At 37.4% G+C, this 24565-nt stretch carries 18 protein-coding genes, 2 pseudogenes and 1 other annotated feature; of the genes and pseudogenes, 2 read left to right on the top strand and 18 right to left on the bottom strand.

Going from position 1 to position 24565, the window contains the following annotated elements:
* Positions 1–4: 4 nt before the first annotated feature.
* Genes EHR_RS07790 through EHR_RS07755 form a run of 8 tightly spaced genes read right to left on the bottom strand, consistent with a single transcriptional unit; the run spans position 5 to position 7919 of the window.
* On the bottom strand, positions 5–1381 hold the full coding sequence (locus EHR_RS07790; RefSeq protein ID WP_010718636.1) for a V-type ATP synthase subunit B: 1377 nt from the start codon (positions 1379–1381) through the stop codon (positions 5–7).
* Positions 1374–3155: a V-type ATP synthase subunit A gene (locus EHR_RS07785; RefSeq protein ID WP_010718637.1), complete on the bottom strand. Its 1782-nt coding sequence runs from the start codon at positions 3153–3155 to the stop codon at positions 1374–1376. Before EHR_RS07785 ends, EHR_RS07790 begins: the two co-directional genes overlap by 8 nt.
* 20 nt (positions 3156–3175) lie before the next feature.
* The gene (locus EHR_RS07780) at positions 3176–3487 is read right to left on the bottom strand and encodes a V-type ATP synthase subunit F (RefSeq protein WP_010718638.1); all 312 of its coding nucleotides are present in this window, start codon (positions 3485–3487) and stop codon (positions 3176–3178) included.
* The gene (locus EHR_RS07775) at positions 3477–4463 is read right to left on the bottom strand and encodes a V-type ATPase subunit (RefSeq protein WP_010738013.1); all 987 of its coding nucleotides are present in this window, start codon (positions 4461–4463) and stop codon (positions 3477–3479) included. Before EHR_RS07775 ends, EHR_RS07780 begins: the two co-directional genes overlap by 11 nt.
* Positions 4464–4477: 14 nt before the next feature.
* Positions 4478–5059, bottom strand: coding sequence for a V-type sodium ATPase subunit E (gene ntpE / locus EHR_RS07770; RefSeq protein WP_014834502.1), 582 nt, complete (start codon positions 5057–5059; stop codon positions 4478–4480).
* Between the two features lie 31 nt (positions 5060–5090).
* Positions 5091–5561: a V-type ATP synthase subunit K gene (locus EHR_RS07765; RefSeq protein ID WP_010738015.1), complete on the bottom strand. Its 471-nt coding sequence runs from the start codon at positions 5559–5561 to the stop codon at positions 5091–5093.
* Positions 5562–5584: 23 nt separating this feature from the next.
* Positions 5585–7579 carry a V-type ATP synthase subunit I gene (locus EHR_RS07760; RefSeq protein ID WP_010738016.1) on the bottom strand — a complete coding sequence of 665 codons (1995 nt, stop codon included), beginning with the start codon at positions 7577–7579 and terminating at the stop codon, positions 5585–5587.
* Positions 7566–7919: an ATPase V gene (locus EHR_RS07755; RefSeq protein ID WP_243464880.1), complete on the bottom strand. Its 354-nt coding sequence runs from the start codon at positions 7917–7919 to the stop codon at positions 7566–7568. The genes EHR_RS07760 and EHR_RS07755 overlap by 14 nt, the downstream gene beginning before the upstream one ends.
* A gap of 107 nt (positions 7920–8026) precedes the next feature.
* Positions 8027–8075: a sequence feature (sodium ion sensor (DUF1646 type); this cis-regulatory element may regulate processes involved in with the transportation of sodium ions), on the bottom strand.
* A 214-nt stretch (positions 8076–8289) separates the two neighbouring features.
* Here EHR_RS07755 and EHR_RS07750 point away from each other — a divergent pair.
* Positions 8290–9009, top strand: coding sequence for a gamma-glutamyl-gamma-aminobutyrate hydrolase family protein (locus EHR_RS07750; protein ID WP_010738018.1), 720 nt, complete (start codon positions 8290–8292; stop codon positions 9007–9009).
* Positions 9010–9155: 146 nt separating this feature from the next.
* Here EHR_RS07750 and EHR_RS07745 read toward each other — a convergent pair whose 3' ends face one another.
* The 7 genes and pseudogenes from EHR_RS07745 to zapA all read right to left on the bottom strand — a co-directional run bounded on the left by EHR_RS07745 (position 9156) and on the right by zapA (position 17516).
* Entirely contained in the window at positions 9156–10418 is a 1263-nt protein-coding gene (locus tag EHR_RS07745; RefSeq protein ID WP_010738019.1) for an ABC transporter permease, read from the bottom strand.
* Positions 10411–11310 carry an ABC transporter ATP-binding protein gene (locus tag EHR_RS07740; protein ID WP_010718646.1) on the bottom strand — a complete coding sequence of 300 codons (900 nt, stop codon included), beginning with the start codon at positions 11308–11310 and terminating at the stop codon, positions 10411–10413. Before EHR_RS07740 ends, EHR_RS07745 begins: the two co-directional genes overlap by 8 nt.
* Before the next feature lie 336 nt (positions 11311–11646).
* Positions 11647–13424: pseudogene (gene uvrC, locus EHR_RS07735) on the bottom strand (excinuclease ABC subunit UvrC).
* Between the two features lie 195 nt (positions 13425–13619).
* The gene (gene trxA / locus EHR_RS07730) at positions 13620–13934 is read right to left on the bottom strand and encodes a thioredoxin (RefSeq protein WP_010718648.1); all 315 of its coding nucleotides are present in this window, start codon (positions 13932–13934) and stop codon (positions 13620–13622) included.
* An 85-nt stretch (positions 13935–14019) separates the two neighbouring features.
* Entirely contained in the window at positions 14020–16380 is a 2361-nt protein-coding gene (locus tag EHR_RS07725; RefSeq protein WP_010718649.1) for an endonuclease MutS2, read from the bottom strand.
* A 128-nt stretch (positions 16381–16508) separates the two neighbouring features.
* Positions 16509–17057: a CvpA family protein gene (locus tag EHR_RS07720; RefSeq protein WP_010718650.1), complete on the bottom strand. Its 549-nt coding sequence runs from the start codon at positions 17055–17057 to the stop codon at positions 16509–16511.
* A 21-nt stretch (positions 17058–17078) separates the two neighbouring features.
* Positions 17079–17516 carry a cell division protein ZapA gene (gene zapA, locus EHR_RS07715; RefSeq protein ID WP_010718651.1) on the bottom strand — a complete coding sequence of 146 codons (438 nt, stop codon included), beginning with the start codon at positions 17514–17516 and terminating at the stop codon, positions 17079–17081.
* A 221-nt stretch (positions 17517–17737) separates the two neighbouring features.
* On the opposite strand from zapA, the gene rnhC reads away from it, so the two are divergent.
* The gene (gene rnhC / locus EHR_RS07710; protein ID WP_010738021.1) at positions 17738–18652 is read left to right on the top strand and encodes a ribonuclease HIII; all 915 of its coding nucleotides are present in this window, start codon (positions 17738–17740) and stop codon (positions 18650–18652) included.
* Between the two features lie 266 nt (positions 18653–18918).
* Here rnhC and EHR_RS07705 read toward each other — a convergent pair.
* The 3 genes and pseudogenes from EHR_RS07705 to EHR_RS07695 all read right to left on the bottom strand — a co-directional run bounded on the left by EHR_RS07705 (position 18919) and on the right by EHR_RS07695 (position 24331).
* Positions 18919–21231: pseudogene (locus tag EHR_RS07705) on the bottom strand (glycosyl hydrolase family 18 protein).
* Between the two features lie 455 nt (positions 21232–21686).
* A complete protein-coding gene (locus EHR_RS07700) occupies positions 21687–23912 on the bottom strand; it encodes a hypothetical protein (protein ID WP_014834497.1) in 2226 nt (741 codons plus the stop codon).
* Positions 23882–24331 carry a hypothetical protein gene (locus EHR_RS07695; RefSeq protein ID WP_014834496.1) on the bottom strand — a complete coding sequence of 150 codons (450 nt, stop codon included), beginning with the start codon at positions 24329–24331 and terminating at the stop codon, positions 23882–23884. The genes EHR_RS07700 and EHR_RS07695 overlap by 31 nt, the downstream gene beginning before the upstream one ends.
* Between the last annotated feature and the right edge of the window lie 234 nt (positions 24332–24565).

The raw sequence follows: 24565 nt of genomic DNA, 5'->3' as shown, positions 1-24565 counted from the left end.
GAACTCACTTCCCTTCTGGCAAATACTTATCCAGTAAATCATCCTTGATTCGTTTTAACTCGGTTCTTGGAAGCATCGCCAACAGTTCCCAGCCTAAGTCAAGCGTTTCTGTGATTGTCCGATTGGTGTAAAATCCTTGGTTGACATATTCGTTTTCAAATCGTTCCGCAAATTTTGCATAGATTTTATCAATATCTGACAAGGCAGATTCACCTAAAACGACAGCTAATTCCTTCGCTTGTTTTCCTTGCGCATAGGCGGCAAACAATTGGTTCATCGTTGCTGCGTGGTCTTCTCTCGTTTTACCAGCACCTGTTCCTTTGTCCTTCAACCGTGAAAGAGAAGGCAAGACATCGATCGGTGGTTGAATCCCACTCTTATAAAGCTCTCTCGTTAAAATGATCTGACCTTCTGTGATATAACCCGTCAAATCGGGAATCGGATGAGTCTTATCATCTTCTGGCATCGTCAAAATCGGAATTTGAGTTACAGAACCTTTCAATCCTCTAATCCGTCCAGCCCGTTCAAATAAGGTGGCTAAGTTTGTGTAAAGATAGCCTGGATAACCACGACGGCCAGGAACTTCTCGACGTGCGGCCGAAATTTCTCTGAGCGCTTCTGCATAGTTGGTCATATCGGTCATGATGACTAAGACGTGCATGCCTTTTTCATAAGCTAAATATTCAGCGGCCGTCAATGCCATTCTTGGTGTGGCGATTCGTTCGATTGCTGGATCATTAGCTAAATTCATAAACATAACGGAGCGATCAATCGCACCTGTTTGTCTAAAGTCTTCCATAAAAAATTCGGCTTCTTCAAAAGTAATACCGATGGCAGCAAAAACCACAGCAAAATCATCGGAAGAATCCAAAACAGTTGCTTGGCGAGCAATTTGGGCAGCCAACTCTTTGTGTGGTAAACCTGAGCCAGAAAAAACCGGCAATTTTTGCCCACGGACTAATGTATTCAAATGATCGATTGCTGAAATCCCTGTTTGGATAAATTCATCGGGATAATCTCTGGCAATTGGATTGATTACTTCGCCATTGATATCTAAATATTTTTCTGGCAAGATTTCAGGTCCATTGTCCTTTGGTCGACCAAGACCATCAAAAACCCGACCGATCATGTCTTCTGATACTCCTAATTGTAAAGGGTGTCCTAAAAAGCGTACGGAAGAATTTTTTAGATTGATTCCACTGGTTCCTTCAAAGATCTGAACCATCGCTTTGTCTTCTTGGACTTCTAGTACTTGTCCACGACGAATCTCGCCGTTTTGCATCCGAACTTCAATCAATTCTTCATATTTGACTCCCGAAACTTTTTCGACTGCCATCAAAGGGCCGACCACTTCTTTGATTGTACGATATTCTTTAATCATCGGTCATCCCTCCTTCTGAAACAATCAATTGGATCGTTTCTTTGATTTCTTCATTTATACTACTAATTTTGGCTAACTCTTCTTCTGGAATATACTTGCTCCGACTAATGCGTTCTCTGACCGCTACTGTACCTTCCATGATTTCATTGAAGTACGCTCCCAACGATAAGGCTTTTCGAGCTTCTTTCCCAAAAGTCAAAATAACTTTCAACATGTTGAATTGTTTTTCTCTTGAAGTAAACGTATCTACATCATCAAAAGCATTTTGTTGTAAATAGTCTTCTCGAATCGATTTTGCTACTTCAAGGGTCAAGCGATCGTTATCAGAAAGCGAATCGATCCCTACCAAGCGCACGATTTCATTTAATTGTTCTTCTTCTTGCAAGATCCGCATGCCTTCAGTTACCATATCAGACCAATCCTGTTGTAAGATTTGATCCATATATCTGCCAACTTCTGTTGAATATAATGAGTAACTTTGGATCCAGTTAATCGATGGAAAATGTCTTTTTTGAGCAAGACTAGAATCTAATCCCCAGAAAACCTTCACCACACGTAAGGTATTTTGAGTCACTGGTTCAGAGATATCTCCACCAGAAGGAGAAACCGCACTGATGGCAGTGATACTGCCCTCACGTTGGTCAGAGCCTAGAGCAATGACACGTCCTGAACGTTCATAGTATTCAGCTAGACGAGAGCCCAGATAAGCGGGATAACCTTCATCACCAGGCATTTCTTCTAAACGTCCGCTCATTTCACGCAGTGCTTCTGCCCAACGAGAAGTGGAATCTGCCATGATTGCTACATCATACCCCATGTCACGGAAGTACTCGGCAATCGTGATTCCCGTATAAATAGAAGCTTCTCGAGCAGCTACTGGCATGTTCGATGTATTAGCGATCAACACAGTTCGTTCCATCAAAGACTCGCCTGTATTTGGATCGATCAGTTCAGGAAATTCATTGACGACATCCGTCATTTCATTTCCTCGTTCCCCACAACCAACGTAAACCACTAGATCTACGTCCGACCACTTAGCAATCTGGTGTTGCACAACTGTCTTCCCTGCACCAAACGGACCTGGAACGGCTGCCGCTCCTCCTTTAGTTACTGGGAAAAACGTGTCAATGACCCTTTGACCGGTGATCATCGGTACATCTGGATTTAATTTTTGTTTGATTGGTCGACCACGACGTACTGGCCATTTTTGCATCATCGTCAGCTCTTTTAAGCCTTGTTCCGTTTCGATCACACAAATCGGATCATCGATCGTAAATGATCCAGATTCAATTTTTTGTACAGTTCCTTTGATACCATTAGGGACCATGATTTTGTGCTGAATGATCTTCGTTTCATCCACGTACCCAATGATGTCTCCAGCACTTACTTCTGTTCCTTCTTCGATTGTCGCTTCAAACCACCATTGTTTCTCATGATCTAAAGCTGGTAATTGGACCCCACGTCCTAAGAAGTTACTTTGAGTCACTTCCATAAATGTATCCAGTGGTCTTTGAATCCCGTCAAACATTTGTGAAATGATTCCTGGTCCTAGCTCAACAGATAGTGCTTCCCCAGTGGAACGAACAGGTTCTCCGGGACCAATTCCTGAAGTTTCTTCATATACTTGAATAGACGCCACATCTTGACGCATCTCAATGATTTCGCCGATGACTCCTAAATCTCCCACTAAACACATGTCTTGAATACTTGCTTCTGACATATTTTCTGCCATAACGAGAGGACCGGAGACTTTTATGATTTTTCCAATTTGCAAATGACTATCTCCTTTTCCTATTATAAAATATTTTGTCCAACAGCTTTTTCCACACTATTTTGGATCTCTTCTAAACCGATACCAAGGGTTCCTTGATGACTAGGAATCAAAATGATCGCAGGTGTCAATTGTCCTTTATAGCGCTCAATCGTTTCAGGGACCAGATTTGCACATTGTTCGGTGATATAGATCACACCATATTCATTCTTAGCCATCTCATCGATTGTTTTTCTTATTTCAGTCTTTGTCGTACCATGCTGTACATCAAAGCCAAATAATCGAAAAGGCGAGACAGAATCCTTGTCACCTACTACTCCGATTTTATAAGTCATAGACCTGTCTCATCCTTTCTTTTAGTTGTTCCAGTGAAAAGTGATTTCGTTTGCCAATGATCAAAAGGCGCAGATTTTTACTTTCGACTTCTTTTGCGTTCAAAAAAGCTAGTAATGGTAACGGGCCAAACGCTTGTGTCTGTGCTACTTGATAAAAAGAACTTAAATAATCATCTTTCAATTGTTCCAAGCTAACTAAATCAATCTGTTCTTCATGGATGACTTGCTTTAATAGCTCACTGTAATCTGTTGTCAGTAAAAACTGAGTAAAAGATGCCATTTCCCCACGAACAAAGGAAAGCAATGTGTCTTTCGGAATACTTCCTGAACTTGAAATAACTGTTGTCATAAAACCTGCAGAACGATGCTGCAAGATCCCTCTTGCTGTCGTGGTGATATTCGTTAAATCGATAAAAGCAATGATCTCTTCTAATAGTTCAGGGTAACCAAGCTGTTCCCCTAAGCGACGTTGCTCGGTTAGAAAACAACGGTCATAAATCACATCGATCCCTTGTAAAATAGTCGATTCTTCGCAGTATTCATGAACTTCTCGAATATAATCCATGAGACTGTCTGGCAATTCCACCGACACTTGCGTGTGAATCGCATCTTTCAACACTTCCAGCGAATAAAATCCATCATGGATGTAAAGGTGATCAAGGTTTTGCCCTGTGATCTCAGCCTTTGTCAATACTTTCAAATTATGGAAAGTGTAACGCATCGTATAGATCCAAACGATTTCTGGTTCTGGTGCAGATTCTTTCAACCACTGGAATAATTTGCTGCGTTCCTGAGAGAGATTGGCTTCAAAATCCTTGTCAAAGCCGTCATAGATATACGGCTGATAGATCGTGGATTGTAAGATTTCTCCAAGTGAATCGATCGAATCGGTTTGGATCATTTGCTCAAACGTGTCTTTTGAAATCAACTCTAATTCTCTACCACGTATCAAGGGATTTAATTCATGATACTCCATTTGACAATCCCTCCTTAGTCAAATAATTCTTTGGCAATTTCAGCACTCATCGTCTCTTGAATTTCCTTGATCAAGTGACTAAACAAAAAGTTATATTGGATACCAGCATCATCAATGATCAACCCTGCTTGTGCTTTTTCAGTAAAGTCTTCCCGGATTAATTCAAAAGGAAGTTCTTCATTCCATTCAGCGATGACCGCAGGTGTTAAGATATCCGCTGATTTTTCTCCTGGGATCAAGCGAGCTGTGCCATTGATCGGTAATGTTTGGATCATTTGCTTCATCAACGCAAGTTGTTCTTCTTTTGGTTCATTTTCTAACTGAAGCGTTGCTTCCGTGAATAAACGCTGTAAAACTTCTTGTTTCGCATTTAAGATTTCTTGTTTCACTTGCATTTTTTGCTTGTTTCTCAACTGGCGATAACTTCGTTCAATTTCTTCCAGTTTACTTGCTTTTTCTTTCTGAAAATCTGCTTCGATCTGCCACTTTTTCACTTCGAATTTTTGATCGATTTCTTTGCGCTTCATTTCTTCGAATGATGCACGTTCGAGTTGTGCTGTTTCATTTATTTGAGTGATGATTTTATCAATCGGCATCCACCGTCATTCCTCCTTATAAGCTAGGCTATTACGCATTTAAGACCAGTAAGAAAGAAATAACGAAACCTAAGATGGCATATGTTTCAACCATCGCAGCAAAAATGATCCCTTTCGTTGCATGCTCAGGTTTTTTCGCTAGAATTTGAATACCAGCAGCTGCAACCTTCCCTTGAGCGATCCCTGAGAATAAACCAGTAAAGGCAATCGGTAAGGAAGCTCCTAAGAAGTTCAATCCTTGAACGACAGACATATCGCTGCCTAAGTTGATAAAAATCAAGAAGGCGATAACGAAGCCGTATAATCCTTGGGTACCTGGAAGTAATTGTAAAATTAACGCTTGTCCGAATTTTTCTGGTTGACTGGTCGTCAATGCTGCTGCCGCTTCCCCAGTCATTCCAACGCCTTTAGCAGACCCGATTCCTGAAAAAATCGTTGCTGTTGCCATCGCTAATACTGCAAATACCATTCCACCATTTTGAGTAATCAAATAATCCATCATTGTATCAAATTCCTCCAATATTTCTATTTTTTCTTATGATTGATGTTGACGTATTTCTCCACCGTTTTTAGTGGTTTGAAGGAACGCCCTCCTCCAGTGTAAAACTTTCCAAAAAATTCTACATATTGTAATCGTGCGCCATGTACATAGGCACTCAAAAGTGTTAAGAACATATTCAAAGCCTGTAGGACAATGATCAATAAAATTCCGACACTAAAACGAGCAGCTGGAGGCATAAAAGCAACTAACATGTTGAATGCTGCGGCAATACTTCCTCCAGAGATTCCCAGTGCCATTAGTCGTGTATAGCTGACTAAGTCTCCGATATAGCCAGTTAGACCATATAAATTATACGCACCTTTGGCGATCCCCTTGGCTTTTGAAGAAGATTGGAAAACAGGAATGATCAAAATACATACGGCTGAAAGAACAGCTAATGCACCGCCTAAATAAACAAAGGCGTTGTTTTTAAGGATCATCGTTCCCAATAAAATCAGAATGATACCAAGCAAGATCCCTTGCCAAGCAAACCCATCATTCACGGCATCGACATATGCTTTTCGTTTGATATGTTCCTTAGCAGCAATAAATAGTCCGACTAAAATTTGGATCAACCCAAAAATTACGGATAAAATCAAGATCGTGTTGACATCATCTGTAGTAGACAAAATCGGAAATGGTAAATGAATACCAAAAATTTCTTTAGGCAATGCCGCCCCAAAAAATGAGCTATAGATAAATCCCCAGATGATCGAAGGGATTGCTAGAATCTCAAAGAATTTTGCAAAACGTTGCATTCCCCGTGGCAATACCACTAATTTTTGGAGTAAAAATGCCCCTAAAAACATCAGTAACCCATACCCGATATCCGCCACCATCATGCCAAAAAAGACGAGGTAAAACGGCATCATCCACGGCGTTGGATCAACTTCTTCATACTTTGGTAAACTATACATCTCCGTTAACATCTCAAAAGGAGCGACGATCGGGTGATTTTTTAGTTTGGTCGGTACTTCTTCAGCAATTTCATTGTCCGTTGGCTCGTCAAAGGTCAAATAGACTTCTTCACTTGCTAAGATATTTTGTAGCATGTGGATCAATTCTTGTTTTTCTTCATGATCCACCCAGCCTTGAATCAGAATCAGATAAGGAGTATGAATGATCCGGTCCTTGATTGCTTCTCGTTCAGAGCGAGCCAAGAAGATTTCTTCCGTCCATTCGAAATCTTTGATATACCCACTACAAGCTCCAATGGCTGAAGACAGTTTCTTTTGTTGGTCCTTGATTTCCTGTAAACTTTGTTTTGCAGCAACTAACTGTTGCTGTGGTGTCCCCTCATACAGATAGTCTTCTTTAACAAATCCATAACGACTGGCGATTTCTTCCATGCGTGACTCGTCAGCTCGTAAAACAATGTAGGCAAAGTAAGTCGTTGTTGGTGAAGAGTTGATTTCTTCTAAATAGGCTTCGTTTATCTCAGCAACTTCAGCTTTAAAAGATTCAGCATTTTTAGCATTGACCGTTCCAATGACTAGCTTGGTCATTTGACTATCAAATGCTTTAGGCGCCAAATCCAGATTTTGCCAATTGAGCAACCAATTCTCTTGGTCTTCCAATTGTTGGCGTTCGTCTACCAGTTGCTCCCATTGTTCCTTCAAAAGTAAGACTTCTTCCAGCTTTTTCGAAAAAGCTTCTTCTGAATAATTTTTTTCCAAAGTATCTAACGAAAGTTCACGCCTTTTTAAGTGTTGTTTTTTCTGACTTTTTTCGCCATGATGTTCGATAAATTGGATAGCTGTACGAATATCCGTTAATTTATAGGATAATTTCGCAAGTTCCTTGTCCTTATCGATCATCTCTGGTTCAGGAAAAAACGTCTCTACCCATTGATTGTTTTCAGATTCTTGGAACAGATCACGGATTTCTACTGCATGGAGTCCTTGAACTGCTTGCAACAAGATTTCACGATTTTTCTTATCTGAAATGAGAGTCACTTTTTCCATTTTAGTGACAGCCATTGTTTTGTTTCATCCTTTCAATGATCTCATTTGTTAAGTTCTTTTTCTTCGCTATTTCCTCTTCTTCTTTTTCTAAATATGTTTTTTCTATTTCAAGAACTTTTTGACGAAATTGTTCTAAAATCAATTCCAGTTTGTGCTGTTCGTCTTCAGTTACTTCCTCTTCATTTTTTTCTTTTTCTTTCATCAGCTTGGTTAATCGTTCTTGGAATTCTTTATTCAAATCGATTAATTCGTTATTTTTTAATTGTTCATATTGAGCAAGTTCAGCTTTGACCTGCTCTTCTTTTTTCTGATTATTCTCTTCTGCTTCTTTGATTCTTGTCAAAATTCGCGCCATTTCTGTCACAATCACTTCCCCCTTTCGATTAAAAAAGGACACATGCTCTCGTTACATTGAAAGTATGTGCCCTTTAGTTGACTAATGATGCTGAGCCCTTCAATATGTTCTTCTCACCCCTTGAAGAACGCGATCCTTGAAGCATTATGCCCAACCATTTTATTCGTGATTTAATTCTATTGTACCAAAATGACGAAAAAATTCAATAAAAACACCATATTTTTCCTCGGTAACTCTGTTTTTTTATAAGAAATTCTCATGAAAAAAATTTTTTCTTCATATTTATTCCCAAACTAGATCTATTTCAAATAGTTTTAAATTTTTTTATTCTTGATAGAATAGAACGAATAGACGATTTGGAGGAATGTTTATGTTACCCATTATTGGAATTGCTGGAAATCAGTTGATCCGAGCGACAGATACTTTTCAAGGAAATCAAGTAACCTATACTCCCCAAGGCTTTGTCAATGCTGTACAGCAGGCGGATGGTTTACCGATCGTTTTACCGATCTCATCCCCTAAGACTGCTTCTGCTTATATTGACCAAATCGATAAACTGATCTTAGCCGGTGGACAGGATATTTCCCCACAACTGTATCATGAACCTCCCCATCCAAAACTTTTAGAAACCAATCTTCAAAGAGATCTCTTTGAAGCGGCACTTATCAGCGAGGCTCTGAAGCAAAACAAACCAATTTTTGCTGTTTGTCGTGGAATGCAACTCTTAAATGTCGTGCTTGGGGGTAGTTTGTATCAAGATTTAACCACTTATCCTAAGTGGTCGGTCAAACATGAACAGCATCCAACCGCCCCACAATTTGCTACTCATGAAGTAGAGATTTTACCCGACACTCTATTATATCAGCTACTACCTGATACTTATTTGGTAAACTCTTATCATCATCAGGCGTTGAAAGAGCTGGCACCTTCATTAAAAGCTACAGCCTTTTCTCCTGATGGTCTAGTGGAAGGGATTGAAAGTCTCGATAAGGATGTTCGATTGTTTGGTGTACAATGGCATCCAGAGCTGACACATTCAAGCAATTCCACTGACCAAGGATTATTTGATTTTTTTGTTCAAGAATTTTAGTCCTGAAGTGATTGGGCAACGATTTTTTCCTTTAGAATATCCTAAAAAATGCTGGTGTTATTTCGTAGATCAACCGAAATAACGCCAGCATTTAGTTTTTCATTTACCATTTTGTTGTGCCGATACTGCTTTTAATAGTCAGTCGGTTAGGATTTCTTACGTTCATTTCTCATAATTGAAAGTGACTGTTTCAATGAACTCCATAAGCCACCTTCACTATAAACAAGAACATTTGATTTATACATATTCGCTGAGAAGAACATTAGCAGGAATGTGACAATGATTAACACTACAAGTGAAATCAATACACTAGTCATTCCCACTGTCTCATTCGCCAAACGAATCGGCATAATATAAGAAGAAAGGAACGGAATATAGGACGTGATCCGAATCACGATATTGTTTGGATCAGATGCGCCTAAGATCAACCCAAGCATATAGCCACCTAAAGAAAGATAAGTAACTGGTAAAATCGCTTTTGCTGTATCTTCTGCTTTGTTGACTAATGATCCACATAAAGCCGCTAAAACGGAGAAGATCAAGATACCAAAGAACATAAACAACAATGCGTACCATAAAAATGGTCCGATGATCTTATCTAGTGAAATATTCTCTATGATACTTTTTACAAAATCCATATGTTTAAATTGTTGGAATCCCACAGTCAAAATCACACCGTATAGAGCCATCTGCGTTAAAGCAACTAACAAGACACCAGTCAATTTACCATAAAAATGTTTTTGAGCTGTCGTACTTGATAAAATGACTTCCATGATTCGAGTTCCCTTTTCAGAAGCAATTTCTTGCGCGATGATTTGTGAATAAGTCAGGATAATGATAAATAAGATAATGGTTGCTGCATAACTAATCGCATATTGTACGCCAGAATTATCTTCTCCAACTTTCATTTTGTTATTACTATCAAAACTTACTTTTTGTCTAGTCAAACTTGCTGGTTGACTAAGACTAGCTACTTCTTCAGGAGAAAGTCCCAGTTGGCTAGCTCGCAATAGTGATTGCAACCCAGTTAATTGCTGTTGGATCAACAATTGTGTACTTTGTCCTAACGAATTTTCACTGTAAAGTTGACCTTTTAGCTGATCGTTTTCGACCGTGACGACTAAATAGGCATCAATTTTTTCATCGGCTAATTCTTTTTGAGCTTGTGTTTGCGAATCAACCGCTTGAAAGCTGAACTCATCGGTTTTTACTTGTTCAAGCTGTTGCGTTACTTGTTGATTTTCGGACAATACACCAATTTTATTAATCTCACTGTTTTGCTGAGCAAAATTGCCTGCTAAATAAACGATTCCTATCATAATGAATGGCACTAAGATCATAATTAAGAAAGAGATAGATTTGACATTTTTTAAATAGACATCTTTTGTAATGATCCAAAATTTACGCATCAATCTCACCTGCTTTCATTTTGAATATCTCTTCTAAGGTAGGCGGTTGTTGATTGAACATTGGAATATAGCCAAATTGTGTTGCTCGGGTAAAGATTTCTTTTCCTACATCAGGATCGTTTAAAGTGATTTCAAGCGTTTGATCTTCATGAGTGACGACTTTTTCGACTCCTTCGATCATTGCAACTTCCTGCTGGGACAAGCCAGATTCTAAGAATAACTTTGTTCGTCCAAAAGAATTTCTGATTTCATGGACTTTCCCGCTTAACACCATTTTTCCATTACGCAACATAATTAAATGATCACAGATTTTTTCAACATTATCCATATTGTGACTGGAGAAAATAACACATGAGCCATGTTCTTTTAACTCAATGATCCCATCTTTCAGCAATTCTGCATTGACTGGGTCAAGCCCACTAAACGGCTCGTCCAATATGATTAATTTAGGTTCATGGATCAACGTAGCAATCAATTGGACTTTTTGTTGATTTCCTTTAGACAATGATTTTACTTTATCGGTTTTCTTTCCTTTTACTTGGAACTTTTCCATCCAAAAATCGATTTTTGGTTCGATCTCTTTTCTTTTTTTGCCTCTCAATTCAGCAAAATACAACAATTGCTCTTGAATCGTTACTTTCGGATACAACCCACGTTCTTCAGGAAGATAGCCAATAATGTCATAGTCTTTTTCTCCCAAAGGTTGTCCATTCCATAAAACTTCCCCTTGATCCTGTGTCAAAAAATCTAAGATCAATCGAAAAGTTGTGGTTTTTCCTGCCCCGTTTTGTCCGATCAGCCCCATAATCTTTCCATCAGGTATTTGAAAAGACACATGATCAACAGCGGTATAGTCTCCAAACGTCTTAACCAAATCTTTCACTTCTAACATCGTCTCACTCCTTCGTCTCCATTTCTTCTACCATATTCAGATAGTTCAGACAACTTAAATCGCATACAAATGCAAAAAATGAAATAGTCCAGAGATTCTTTATCAATTAAAGGTCCAAAGTCTATTGAAAAATGAATAGTTTAAAAAGAAAACCATTCTTTCCCACTTTTTCATTGAAACAACGACCATTTTGACATTTATTCAGTCTAGGTTGGCTATAATCATTTCCAATAGTCATCATAGCGCTTCCCGCCTCGTCGAACTAAAACGAATTCTACATCATTTGTTATACAAAAAATCATAGGACACTTTACGTGGTTTGTAAAGTGTCCTATGCTAGTTCTCATGTAATTTATCAAAAACATTTTGAGCAACATTTTTTGGTAGCCCAATTTGTTGGAGTTCTTCCATCGTCGCTGCCGTAACATTTTTCAACGATTTAAATTCTTTTAGAAGTAATTTTTTCTTTTCGGTCCTAATCCTTCAATTTCATCCAGCTTAGAAGCAAAACTATTTTTACTTCGTAGTTGTCTATGGAATGTGATCGCAAACCGATGGACCTCATCTTGGACCCGTTGAAGTAAAAAGAACTCGGGCGAATTTCTTTCCAATGGAACCACCGAAAGTTCATTTCCAAAAAGGAGTTCATTCGTTTTATGCTTATCATTTTTAGCCATACCAGCCACTGGTATGTCGATCCCAAGTTGATTTTCTAAAACATCTTTGGCGACATCTACTTGCCCTTTCCCACCATCGATCAAAATCAAATCAGGCAAAGGGAGACCTTCTCGAATGACACGAGAATATCTTCGATAGATCACTTCTCGCATCGAAGCATAATCATCTGGTCCTGTGACCGTTTTGATTTTATATTTGCGGTATTCTTTTTTTGCTGGCTTTCCATCGATGAATACCACCATTGCCGCTACTGGATTGGTTCCCATGATATTCGAATTATCGAAGGATTCAATCCGAACAGGTGTAGGAATATTCATGGCATTCCCTAAACGTTCCACTGCCCCAATCGTTCGTTCTTGCTTTCTAGCAATCAAATCAAATCGTTCATTCAATGCAACCGTAGCATTTTTATTCGCAAGTTCTACTAATTTTTTCTTTTCACCACGTTTAGGTTGTAAAACTTTTGTGGACAACAATGCCTCCACACTCGGTTGATCGATCGTGTCAGGAATCAAGACTTCTTTAGGAATAAAATGTTCATTTTCTTGATAAAACTGCCCGATATAAGTCAAAAAGTCCTCTTCTGCTTCATTATAAAAAGGAAACATCGAAACATCCCGTTCAATCAATTTCCCTTGTCTCACAAAGAATACTTGGACGCACATCCAGCCTTTATCAATGGCGTAGCCAAAAACATCTCGATCCACCAGATCTGTATTGGTCATTTTTTGACGAGTCATAATCGTTTCAATGGCTCGTATCTGATCGCGGTATTCTGCCGCTTTTTCAAATTCCATCTTTTCAGCAGCTTGAACCATTTTTTGGTGGATTTCTGATTCAACTTTTTCATAGCCACCATTTAAAAAGCTTTTAACTTCATCAACGATTTTCGTGTAAACTTGTGGATCAACATCAAAATAATAAGGACAAAGGCATTGGCCTAAGTGATAATACAAACACGGTTCTTTCGTTTGGCTAGGTTTACACTTGCGTAACGGAAACAACCGATCAAGGATTTTTTTGGTCTCGTTGGCTGCGCCAACATCTGGATATGGTCCGAAATAAACTGCTTTGTCTTTTAACACTTTACGTGTAATGACTAAGCGTGGGTACTTTTCGTTTGTGATTTTCAAAAAAGGATACGTTTTATCATCTTTCAACATGATATTGTATTTAGGATCATTTTTCTTGATCAAATTGATTTCTAAAAGTAAAGCTTCGATATTGGATTCTGTAACAATATATTCAAAGTCTTCGATCTCACTAACTAATCGTTCGGTTTTGGTATTATGACTACCTGTAAAGTAGGAACGGACTCTATTTTTGAGAATCTTTGCTTTCCCAACATAGATGATGGTGCCATTTTTATCTTTCATCAAGTAGCAGCCAGGTTGATCAGGAAGTAAGGCTAATTTATTTTTGATACGTTCGTTCATGAAATACTTCCTTTCAAATTTCATTGAATTAATTATAACATGTCTGTCAAAAAGAATCGTAATCGGCTCATTTGTTTCCTAGACTTGTTTGAGGGTTTAGATAAACTAGAGAAAGGTTTTACTGAAATTTGTGCTAAGGACAAAAAAACCGAGATATCAATCCATTGATTGATATCTCAGTAACATTCCAGATGTTTATAAATATTGATCGATCATTTGACGTAATTGCTCTTTCGAGTGTACACCAACCGCTTTTTCAACGACTTGCCCATCTTTTTTCAACAATAATGTTGGAATACTCATAATCCCAAATTGTTGAGGTGTTTGTGGGTTTTCATCTACATCCATTTTTACGATTCGGAATTCATCTTCATCGTATTCTTCTGACAGCTGATCTAAAATTGGTGCTTGCATGCGACAAGGTCCACACCAAGTTGCCCAAAAGTCGATTAATACTAAGCCTTTATCTGTTTCTTCGTTAAATGTCGTATCTGTAACTACTTGTGACATATCAAAGACCTCCATTTTTTAGTCTAGAGTCATTATAGCACCTTTCTTGATTCGAGACGAGCCTTCTGCTTACATTTAGTAAGTTTTATTTAAATTTAACGATCGTCGCCCCATTACCGCCTTGGTTAGCAGGAGCAAATTCAAAACTTTTGACACTTCGATGATTTTTCAAGTAGTCGGTGATTCCTTGACGCAAAGCTCCGGTCCCTTTTCCATGTACGATCGTTACTTGGGGATAGCCAGCAAGGATCGCTGAATCAAGGTATTGGTCAACCTCACTCAACGCTTCTTCATAGCGTTTGCCACGAAGATCTAGTTGGTTCGACACGTGACTAGCTGATTCAGAACGTACAGCATGAATGACCCGCTGTTTTGGTTCCTTTTGTGGAGCAACGGGCGTTAATTCACTTTCAGAAACATTCATTTTTAAAATCCCGATTTCCACTTGCCATTGCTCCCCGTTTTTACGTAACAAGGTTCCTCTTTGACCATAAGTTGTCACTAAAACTTCGTCGCCTGGTTTCAATGTTTTTTGTTCTTTGGCTTTTTTCAACACTTTATTTTTTTTCAGTTGTTCTTCTTGATGTAAGTTTGCCAATTTGGTTTTCGCATCAATCAATTGGTGCTCTTTTACATTTCCTTGTCCTACTTGTTGTTGCATTTTACGAATATCTGCAATGATTTTTTCCGCATTTTCTTGTGCTTCAGAAACTAATTCATTGGCTTTTTTCTTAGCTTTTTCGATTTCTTTTTCTCGTTCTTCAAAGAAATAACGATACGCCTCTTTTAAGTTTTCATATAACTCTTGTGCTTCATCAACGTAGTGGCGCATTTCTAAATACTCCGTTTCAGCCATTTTTCGTCGATTTTCTAAATCAGCGATCATTTCATTTAAATCTTGGCTTTCGTCATTCATTAATTGTTTGGCTTCATTGATGACTGATTGATCTAATCCTAAGCGGCTAGAGATTTCAAATGCGTTACTTCGCCCTGGTACACCAATCAACAGACGATACGTTGGACTAAGTGTATCAACGTCAAATTCCATACTTGCATTGATTGTATTCGCCCGATTGTATCCATAAACTTTTAGTTCTGGATAGTGTGTCGTAGCCATCACATAAGCCGATTTTTTCCCAAGATCGTCTAAAATAGCAATCGCTAAAGCTGCCCCTTCTTGGGGATCTGTTCCTGCGCCTAATTCATCAAACAAGACTAAACTTTTTTCATTCACATGCGCCAAGATATCGACGGTGTTTGTCATATGGGAAGAAAATGTTGAGAGACTTTGCTCGATGGATTGTTCATCACCGATGTCAGCAAATACTTCCTCAAAAATACCGATTTGACTTTCTTCATCTACAGGGATCGGTAAACCCGATTGCCCCATCAATTGTAACAATCCTAAAGTTTTTAAAGTGATCGTCTTTCCTCCAGTATTTGGACCAGTAATCACGATCGCTTGGTACTCTTTTCCAATACTGATATCATTAGCCACCACTTTTTCTTGATCAATCAACGGATGTCTTGCTTGTTTTAAAATGACATGATTTTCTACACTGATTGCAGGAACGATGGCTTTCAGTTCTTTCCCAAAACGTGCTTTGGCGTTCATCAAATCTAGTTTACCGATCACGTATGCGTTATGAATGATTTCATGTCGATGAGGAACCAGTTCAGCAGAAAGTTCACTTAAAATACGTTGGATCTCATTACGCTCTGCAATTTGATACTGTCTCAAGCGATTATTTAATTCAACGATTTGCTTTGGTTCAACGAATAATGTTTGCCCAGAAGCACTTTGATCATGGACTACCCCACCAAAGACACCCCGGTATTCTTGCTTGACAGGAATCACATAGCGATCATTTCGCATGGTAATAATCGTATCACTTAAGTATTTGGCGTTTTTCCCCCTAACAATGCCATCTAGTTGTTCTCTCACCGTTTGTTCACTTCGACGAATATTTTGACGAATGATTTTTAATTCAGGGGAAGCATCATCTGTTACTCGCCCATCTTCATCGATCGACTCTTTTAAACGTCGATTCAATTCGGGGATCGTCACCAATTGTTCTGCCCAGAAATAAAGACGTAAAAATTCAATTTCGCTATCTGCTAAATCAGCAAAGAATCGTTTTAATTCACTTGTAGTCGATAAAACACGTGCAACTTGCGCTAATTCGAGTCCATTTAAATCAGCACCGATCTCAATTCGTTTCATATGAGGTCGGATGTTCTCTAACTTAGGAATAGGGATTCCCCCACGTAACCTTTGAACTTTTAAGCCATCTTCTGTTTCTGCTAACCAATCTGTTAATTTCTCTTGTTGGTTGATCGGCACTAACTTTGCGAGTTCTTCTGTTCCTTGCGCGGTTACCACAAACTGACGAACAAGCTGTTTCACTTTTTCAAATTCTAATGTTTCTAGGATTCGATTATTCACGTTATCACCCTAACTTTCACTAAAAGAAGTTGTCACATTTCGCATTGACTCATTGGTCTTTGCTGTCCTGTCACAACTTCGTTTTTTCTTTCACTACTTACTGTTACACTTTTACAAAAAATTTTTGATTAGTTTATCACATTCGTTATCCATAAATCATGGATTTTATTCGTTAGAAATGGTGTCTGCTCTACGATAAAGCGGGCAAGACTATTTCCACTAAATTGTTTTTGAACGATATCTACTGGCACAAAAGTCAATAAACTCAAGAGCAAAAATATCGTGACATAGGCAACGATTAAAGATAAGATGCCTCCCGCAAGCCAATCGACTTGTTTTAGGATCGGAATATAGGTCAAGCTATGAACAAAAATCCCGATAAAACGAGTAAGCAATCCTCCGATAAATAAAATCAGCAAAAAGGCGACTCCTGCATAAAAAGCTTCATCTAATCTGAAAGAAAATGTCTGATCAAAAAAGACCATTTGGGAATTAGATGTTACCGCAGGATAAGGAATATATAATTCCAGACGACTTGCTAGATCCTTATAAAAGTGCTGTGCTGCCATAAATGACAAGATATAACCGATCGTATAAACGACCTGCATAGAAAATCCTCGTCTCGCACCTGAAAAAAATGCAAGCAGCAAGATAAATAAAATCAAAAGACTTAACATGTCTTGTTCCTTTCTCTTTCATCAATTTGAAGATTTTTGTTTGATTTGACCTTTTCTTTTTTCATTTAAAATTTGTTGGGCTTCCACATGATTCTTGATTTCTCGATCTGCTTGTCCGTTTTCTTTCAACACTTCTCGTGCTTCGTTTTCAATCGCTTCAATTCTTTTGATTCGATTTTCCATTTCCACAAATTTGATCATTTTTTTCTTTAAATCTGCTACTTCTTTTTCAAGTTCGAGATTTCTTTCTTGCTTCTTTAATTGATCCGAGAGCGCATTGACAGCCATTAAGATCGCTGCTTGTTCATTATCGATTTGCGGAGACAAATCCTTCAATTCTTTTAGTTGTTCATTGATCAAATTTGTCACGATATCCATATGGTGCTTTGTTTCACGTCCAATAATCGTGTAAGTTTGGTCGGCAATCACTGCTTTATAGCGTGTTTTTTCGTGCGCCATCCGAATCATTTCCCCCTATTGATAAAATTATTATCTAGTGTACCATGAAATTAATGATTTAACAGTTGTACACAAATTTTCTTATATTTACCTTATCATTATATGATAAACTTTGAAAAAATGCTATGTCTCGTCCCCAACTGAACGACAAGGAACTATTGAGGGATCTTTCATCTAACAAGCATCTAAATTTATTAATTTAACTAAAATGGAGGTACATAATGAGTAATATTATCATCAAAGTAACGACTGCCCAAATGGAAAAAATGAAACAAGCTTATCTTTCTTATCTTTTACCTAAAAAAATTCCTTATACCGTATTTGCTGCTAAAAAAAATGGCACGACCATCACTGCATACACCTCAGGAAAAGTCATGTTCCAAGGTGCAAATGCCGAAAAAGAAGCAAGTCAATGGGGAAAGGCAGCTTCAGCAAAACCCAAAGCTGGAAAAACAGCTGCATCTTTGCCTAAGAACATCGAATCTTTATCTGTATTAGGAAGTGATGAAGTGGGAAATGGGAGTTACTTCGGTCCATTGACAGTTTGTGCTGCTTACGTGGCCAAGGAGCAACTAACACAACTAAAAAAACTAGGCGTTCGTGATTCAAAAGAATTAAAAGATCCTCAAATCATTCAATTGGCTAGTATCTTGAAGAAGACGATCCCTTATCAACTTTTAGTACTCGAGCCTAAAAAATATAACGAGATCCAACCGAAATACAATGCTGTGCGTATGAAAGTTGCTTTGCATAATCAAGCGATCCATCTACTGCTGAAAAAAATTGCTCCTGTCAAACCAGAGGCAATCTTGATCGATCAGTTTACACCAGAAAGCAATTATAAAAAGTATGTCCGTTTGGAAAAAAATCAAGTGCAAGAAAAACTCTATTTTGTGACTAAAGGAGAACAATACCACTTAGCGGTAGCTGCGGCATCGATCATCAGCCGAGCAAGTTTTCTAGAAGAATTAGCCAAAGAATCAGCAGAGGTCGGTTTAGAGTTACCTTCTGGCGCTGGAACAAAGTCGGATCGAATAGCTGCAAAAATCATTGAACAAGGTGGCGTTGATTTGTTAGCAAATTATGCAAAATTACATTTTGCGAATACTGAAAAAGCAAAAAAAATGAGTTTATGATATCCCTTTAACGCTTTATTCTAAAAATAATAAACGTTGTTTCAGAAATCATTCTATAGGAATGAAGCGTTGAAGCAACGGTCATAAGACCTCTTAAAACAGGCTATCCAATTGGTCATTTGACCTTAAGAGCATAGCCTGATCTTTTAGATAGCATAAAAACTCCCATCACAGTAGAATAGAACTTTTTTCCACTGCGATGGGAGCCAATTAATTAGTCCCAAACGTTAAAACTTAGTATGTTTTACCCATTAATAACCAGCAATTTAATCAATCAACTCCCAAGGTCCCCATTGTTCAGTACCTGGTTCTTCCCCGCTTGTCCACCATTTAGCTTGATAGTTTTGCCCTTTATGAGACACCTTATCACCAGCTTTGTAAACATTTGTAGCACTCCATGCTTCATATTTTGATGAAGATGTGCTATCTAGTGTTGTCACACTCAAAGGTTGACTGTGTTCTGAAACATTACCAGAATGATCAAACGCTTTTACAGTATAAATGTACGTTGAACCAGCCATTAAATATTTGTCAATATAATTGGTAGTAGCTGTTTGACTAACTTGTTGTCCGTCACGATAAACATAATAACCTGCTACTCCTTTATTATCCGTCGAAGCGGTCCAGTTCAACGTCACGCTTGTCTCTGTCACATTTTAAGCTGTCAGATCAGTCGGAATAGATGGTGCTTCTTTATCTTCTGGATCTGGTGTTGGCGTTGGTGTTGGATTAGTTGAATCCTCTCCATAAATCGTTTGTTGCGAGATATCTATACCGGCTTTTGTAATTCTTTGTGCTAGATTTATAGAAGCAATATGATCAACGGATACATCAGTTGCATTTGATTTTAATCTAAACGTATATGTCTCCCCTGGTTTAAGCTCTTTTCCTTCATAAACCCCACTTAAATCGATCGTCACCGTTCCATTTGAGGTTGAAACCTCGCCTGCTTTGTAATCACCACTACTAAGAATCTCATTTGAATTCAACGCTAAAGTGTATCGTGGTAATTTAATTGTCTTGTGAGAAGATTCAATAGCTGATAAAACGTCCGAATTTTCATTTAGTGTTTCTTTATTTTTGATGACTAATTCATACCCTTTTGAACTATTTTCAGAATAAGTAGAAATTCCTACCTCGACATTTAGATCACTTGATACAATTTTATGCTCTGGAAGTTTTTCTGTACCAAACAACCCATTTTTGATTGCTTTGGTCAGTTCATCTCTTTTCGTACTCGTTGTTGGCTTATCTTGCGACTGCATCCAAGAGATTACACCGCCTAATTCATGCTCTTTCACATATTGCGTTTTGTAATTAATTGATTTTACATTGTTATAGGTAAAGAACTCTTTTGAAACTTCGCTGTATAAAAATGGTGCTTTGGCTGTATCATCCCAATATTCTTTTAGAGTCGGGATTTTAGTTTTTAATTCATCAATGTTTCGGTAGGACCAAACTCCACCTGCTCGGCCACCATCCCCAAGTGCCAGAGAATGTTCATTGTCCGCACCATATGTCGGCGTTTGGTCTGCATCTTTATTGCTTTTTTCAGCAGGTTGGAATAATCCAGGAGTATTTGGGTCTGTCCCTTTAGCTACTTCATTCCACCCACGAGTATAGAAAGCTGCGCCGATAACGATTTTTTCTGAAGGAGCCCCATGTTCTTTCAAAAAGCGAACGGTCTGATCAACGGACAACCCATTTGCATAGTTCGGGTCGTTAGGATTACCATAAAGTGCAGTATGATGACCACTTGTTGCACTCCAAGCACCATTCATGTCATAAGTCATCATATTCGCAAAGTCAACTACTTCAAATAGTTGTTTGATGTCAATTCCCTTGTCCAACATTCCTTGGGACGCAGGTAATGCTACGGAAAGTTCATAAGTCTTACCTAATTCCACTCCTTGTTTATCGATCGCCGCTCGAATATCTTTTAATAGTAAAATATAATTTTCTTTATCCTCTGGTTTTGCGTTAGGTGTTCCTTCATCATTTTTGTTGTCGACACGATCAGGCTCACGAACATCTGCTGGATATTCCCAATCAATATCAACGAAATCCATGTTGGTATATTTTAAGAATTTAGTAATGTTTTCCACTAATTTTTTTCGTTTCGCAGGACTAGCTGCAACTTCAGAAAAATCACCCGATTTTGACCAACCACCTAATGACACGCCAATTTTTAAGTTTTTATTTTGTCCACGCAAATTTTGAAGCGCATTCAACAATCCAGAAGCAGCATTTCCCCATCCGACTTCTGCTTCACCTGCTGGCACGCCTACAGCGGCTTCTTTATCTGTAAATTTCAACTCACCATTACTATCAAAATCTAAAAAGGCATAATTTAAATGCGTCAATTGGTCTGCGGCAATATCTTTAGGATAAAATTCTTGTTCTCCTCCCCAAATCGACCAATCACCATAATACATCACATTACGATAAGACGCTTTTTTTGTAATTTCCTGAGCTTCTTCAGCATGCACATGTTCTTTGTGGCTGAATAATGGCGTTGTCAGAGAAATAACAGAAGAAAATAACATCGCTGCCAAACTAATTTTTTTCAACTTTTTCATTTTTAACCCTTCCCCTCTTTTTCTATACGAACTCCCCTAATGAAACTTATTACCCATAAAATAAATCAGTTATTTTTAATAAACCAACCTCCTAAAAAACAAAAAAATGATAACCCTTACAAAACAAGGTTAACATTATCTTATCAAAGCATCAAATGATTTGATATTTTTGTGTTGCATATTAACATTTATATATTTATAGTTATCTAAAATAACTAATAAATATCCCTATTCTCTTTTCTCTTTTCCATCTTTTTTTACTGCTTTATTTAAAATAACTATTATTTTTATTTTTATATTTATAAAAGAACAAAAAAAGCATTTAACCAAAATAAATTGGACAAAATGCTGCGAATCTTTTTATGTATGATTTGTTCATTTTTGAATGTATCCTCTTAGAGTTGGATCTTCCTGATTCTTTTCGTTTCATCATTAACATTTAACTGAAAACTTTTTCAACGAAATTGACGATCATATTTAATCTGCGATTCCTGCTCTCTAAAACAATTTAATGTACGTAAGTATCGTTTAGCCAATTTTAAATGTTCAGCTAGTGGTTTTTTTTCTCCAAGATAAGTATAATAATTAGCTAACACGACTCTTTTTACCTCGTCTTTAGTGATGGTCTCTAATTTTAGCTTTTTGATGGTTTCTTTTGCAATTTTGACTGGCATTTTTTGTAAGAAAAAGTAATTGACCAGCGCATGTATATGTCCCCCCTTGGATCGGTTCTCTTTGATTAACTGATCACAACGTTTCCTTATGTCCCTTTTCCCTTTGTTGATCTCATCTGCTGAGAGTTTACCATCAAAAATCGGTGGAAATAATGGAATCTCATAACGATCACTTAATCGATTACTGATTCTTCTACTTGCACCTATGGAAATCAATGTATTTTCTATTTCTTTCCTTTGCCAGAGCCAATCATCCTTTTTTTGTACGATATGATCACAATACTTCTCAATGATGCTCACCTTTAATGCATCTGAAGAAACCGGCAAAGAAAAATCAAACGCATCAATCACATGAAGTGTTTCCTTTAGTGGTCTCTCTGTAAATAATAGAAAATGAACAATAGCCTTCATTCCTTTTTCATTACCTAAATCCTTTAAAAACGAGTGACAACGATTCAACTGTCCAGATAAACGTCCAGTTTTGGGGAATAACTCTTCATTTACATGGTTATTGATCAATGTGACTAATTCTTGATTCGCCCCCCTTAAGGCAAGGTCATTTTCACTTGATTTTTTCCACTCAATGAGCCCTAACTTATTAAAAGATGCTTGGCACTCCTTAACAAGTCTTACTTCTTCTTTGATAGTCAAATAACTATTGTCAAGAACAACATTTACTTTTGAAGGGATTTTTGTAAAAATTTCCTCAAGAATATCTGGAGGCAGCTCTTGAAGCACGAGATAATTCCGTGTTGCCAATGGCTCAAAACGTTCACAACGTTGGACTACTTCGTCAATGAGTTTTTGAGACGACTTCATCTTCAAAGAAGGAAGCAAGGTGACATTTAGTATCTTACTCAATTGATCGATCTGCGTTCGATTCATTCCTTGTGAGATAAGATATTCCTCACATTGTTTCTTTCCAAAAGTTCCTTGAGATCCTATCAACATCGATTGGCACTTGTACACTTCCTCGAATTGTTTCTGTAAATAAAATTTATTGATAGTTTTAGGAAACCTTAGATCTCTAAAAATTTTATCAACATACTTGGGCGCTGTATTTTGTAACAATAAGTATTTTTGAATCGCTACAAAGCCTCTTTTTGGTCCTAAGTCTTCTAAAAAAGAATTGCACCGATTAACTAATGTGCTAATTGCCCCTCTTTTAGTCATATCTATCATTGGGAATATTGATTGATCGATGTATTCATTTATTTGATGAAGCTGTTGTAAACTAGGATAAGTTAAAATAAAATAATTCTCGAATTTTTTTCTGCCCATTTCTGATCCTAATTCTCGAACAAATTGGCTATATTTTCTATATCTAGTTAAACAAAAATGGAAATTTTTTCGATCCTCATCATTCATAGAATCTTTTATTCGCTCTATGACTTCGATATTGATTGCAGGAGGGAAATCTTCCAACATAAGGTAATTATTGACTGATTTAACTCCATTTACTTTGTTTGGATACCAGTAATTTAAAAAACTTTGGCAATATTTGACTGCTTTAGTTATTTTGTCCTCCTTTGATAAAGGTTCATCTTTCAAGGAAGGCAATAAACTGATGTTTAAAATTTCTCCTATCTGATTAAAAAATTTACGATCTACTCCTTGTAGAACTAGCCGATTTTCTACTTCTGTTGCCCCCATATTATTATAATAGAGCGTTGCAACGAGAAGGTCTTTATACTCTTTTTGATTGATTGTCTTGGGTAATTGAACTTCATTAAGTATATCCTTCGCTCTGTCTGCTGATGTATTTTGCAACAATAAATAATATTGAACAGCTAGTAATCCTTCTGTCTCACCGAAATCCTCTAAAAATACATTACATCTTTTGGCCGTCAAAGTAATTTGTTTAGAGTATCTGGAATTCTCCCATGTAGGAAACAAAAATTCTCCAATTGTTGCACTTATTTTGTTGTATTCAGATCGAGGAAGTTCATTTAAAATGAGTTGATTTTCAATTGCTTTTATCCCTTCATTTGTGCCATATTTGACCAATGTTTCATTGTACTTTTTATGTAATTGTTTTTCTTTTCTATCTTTTTAAAAAATCCATGTTTGTTCACAGTTCCCTTAAAAACTAGTCCTTCAACAATTTCTTTAGTCAATTCTGGACTCAGGTCATGTAGCACAAGATAATTTGTAATAGTTTTTTTTCCTATCGCACTATTAAAAACATTTAGCAGTGATTGACAGTATTGAGTGGCTTCGTTAACTATCTCTTGCTGGGTTTTATCCTTAAATATTGGTAAGAAATCCATCTTCTTGATTTGACTGACTGTCTCTATAGACTTTCGATTTGCCCCTTCCACTAATAAATGGTGTTCGATACTTCGTTTTTCATCTATCTCTTTGATTTTCTCTAATAAATAGCAAACATAACTATCCCTATCTAAATAGAACAAAGTTCTTTTCATTTCTCTTTCCCTTCTCGTTTATTCATTGAGCTTAAGTATAAAGTGGAAAATAGGGAGAAACGTTCCTTTTTTTCAAAAAAAAAAATTTAATTGAAATTCCCTAATAGAAAAGCCGCTTCAACTAACGAATGAATCCCATCCGCAACATTAACACAAAAAAACGGTGTGCAAGTGTTCGTTCTTTGAAATAGATCTGATGTTTTGGAGACAAATGGTGTCTCAAAAGCATCAGAT

The organism is Enterococcus hirae ATCC 9790 (assembly GCF_000271405.2).
In the GTDB taxonomy this organism is placed as follows: domain Bacteria; phylum Bacillota; class Bacilli; order Lactobacillales; family Enterococcaceae; genus Enterococcus_B; species Enterococcus_B hirae.
The sequence above is the reverse complement of the archived record's forward strand: the minus strand, read 5'-3'. Positions and strand labels throughout refer to the sequence as shown.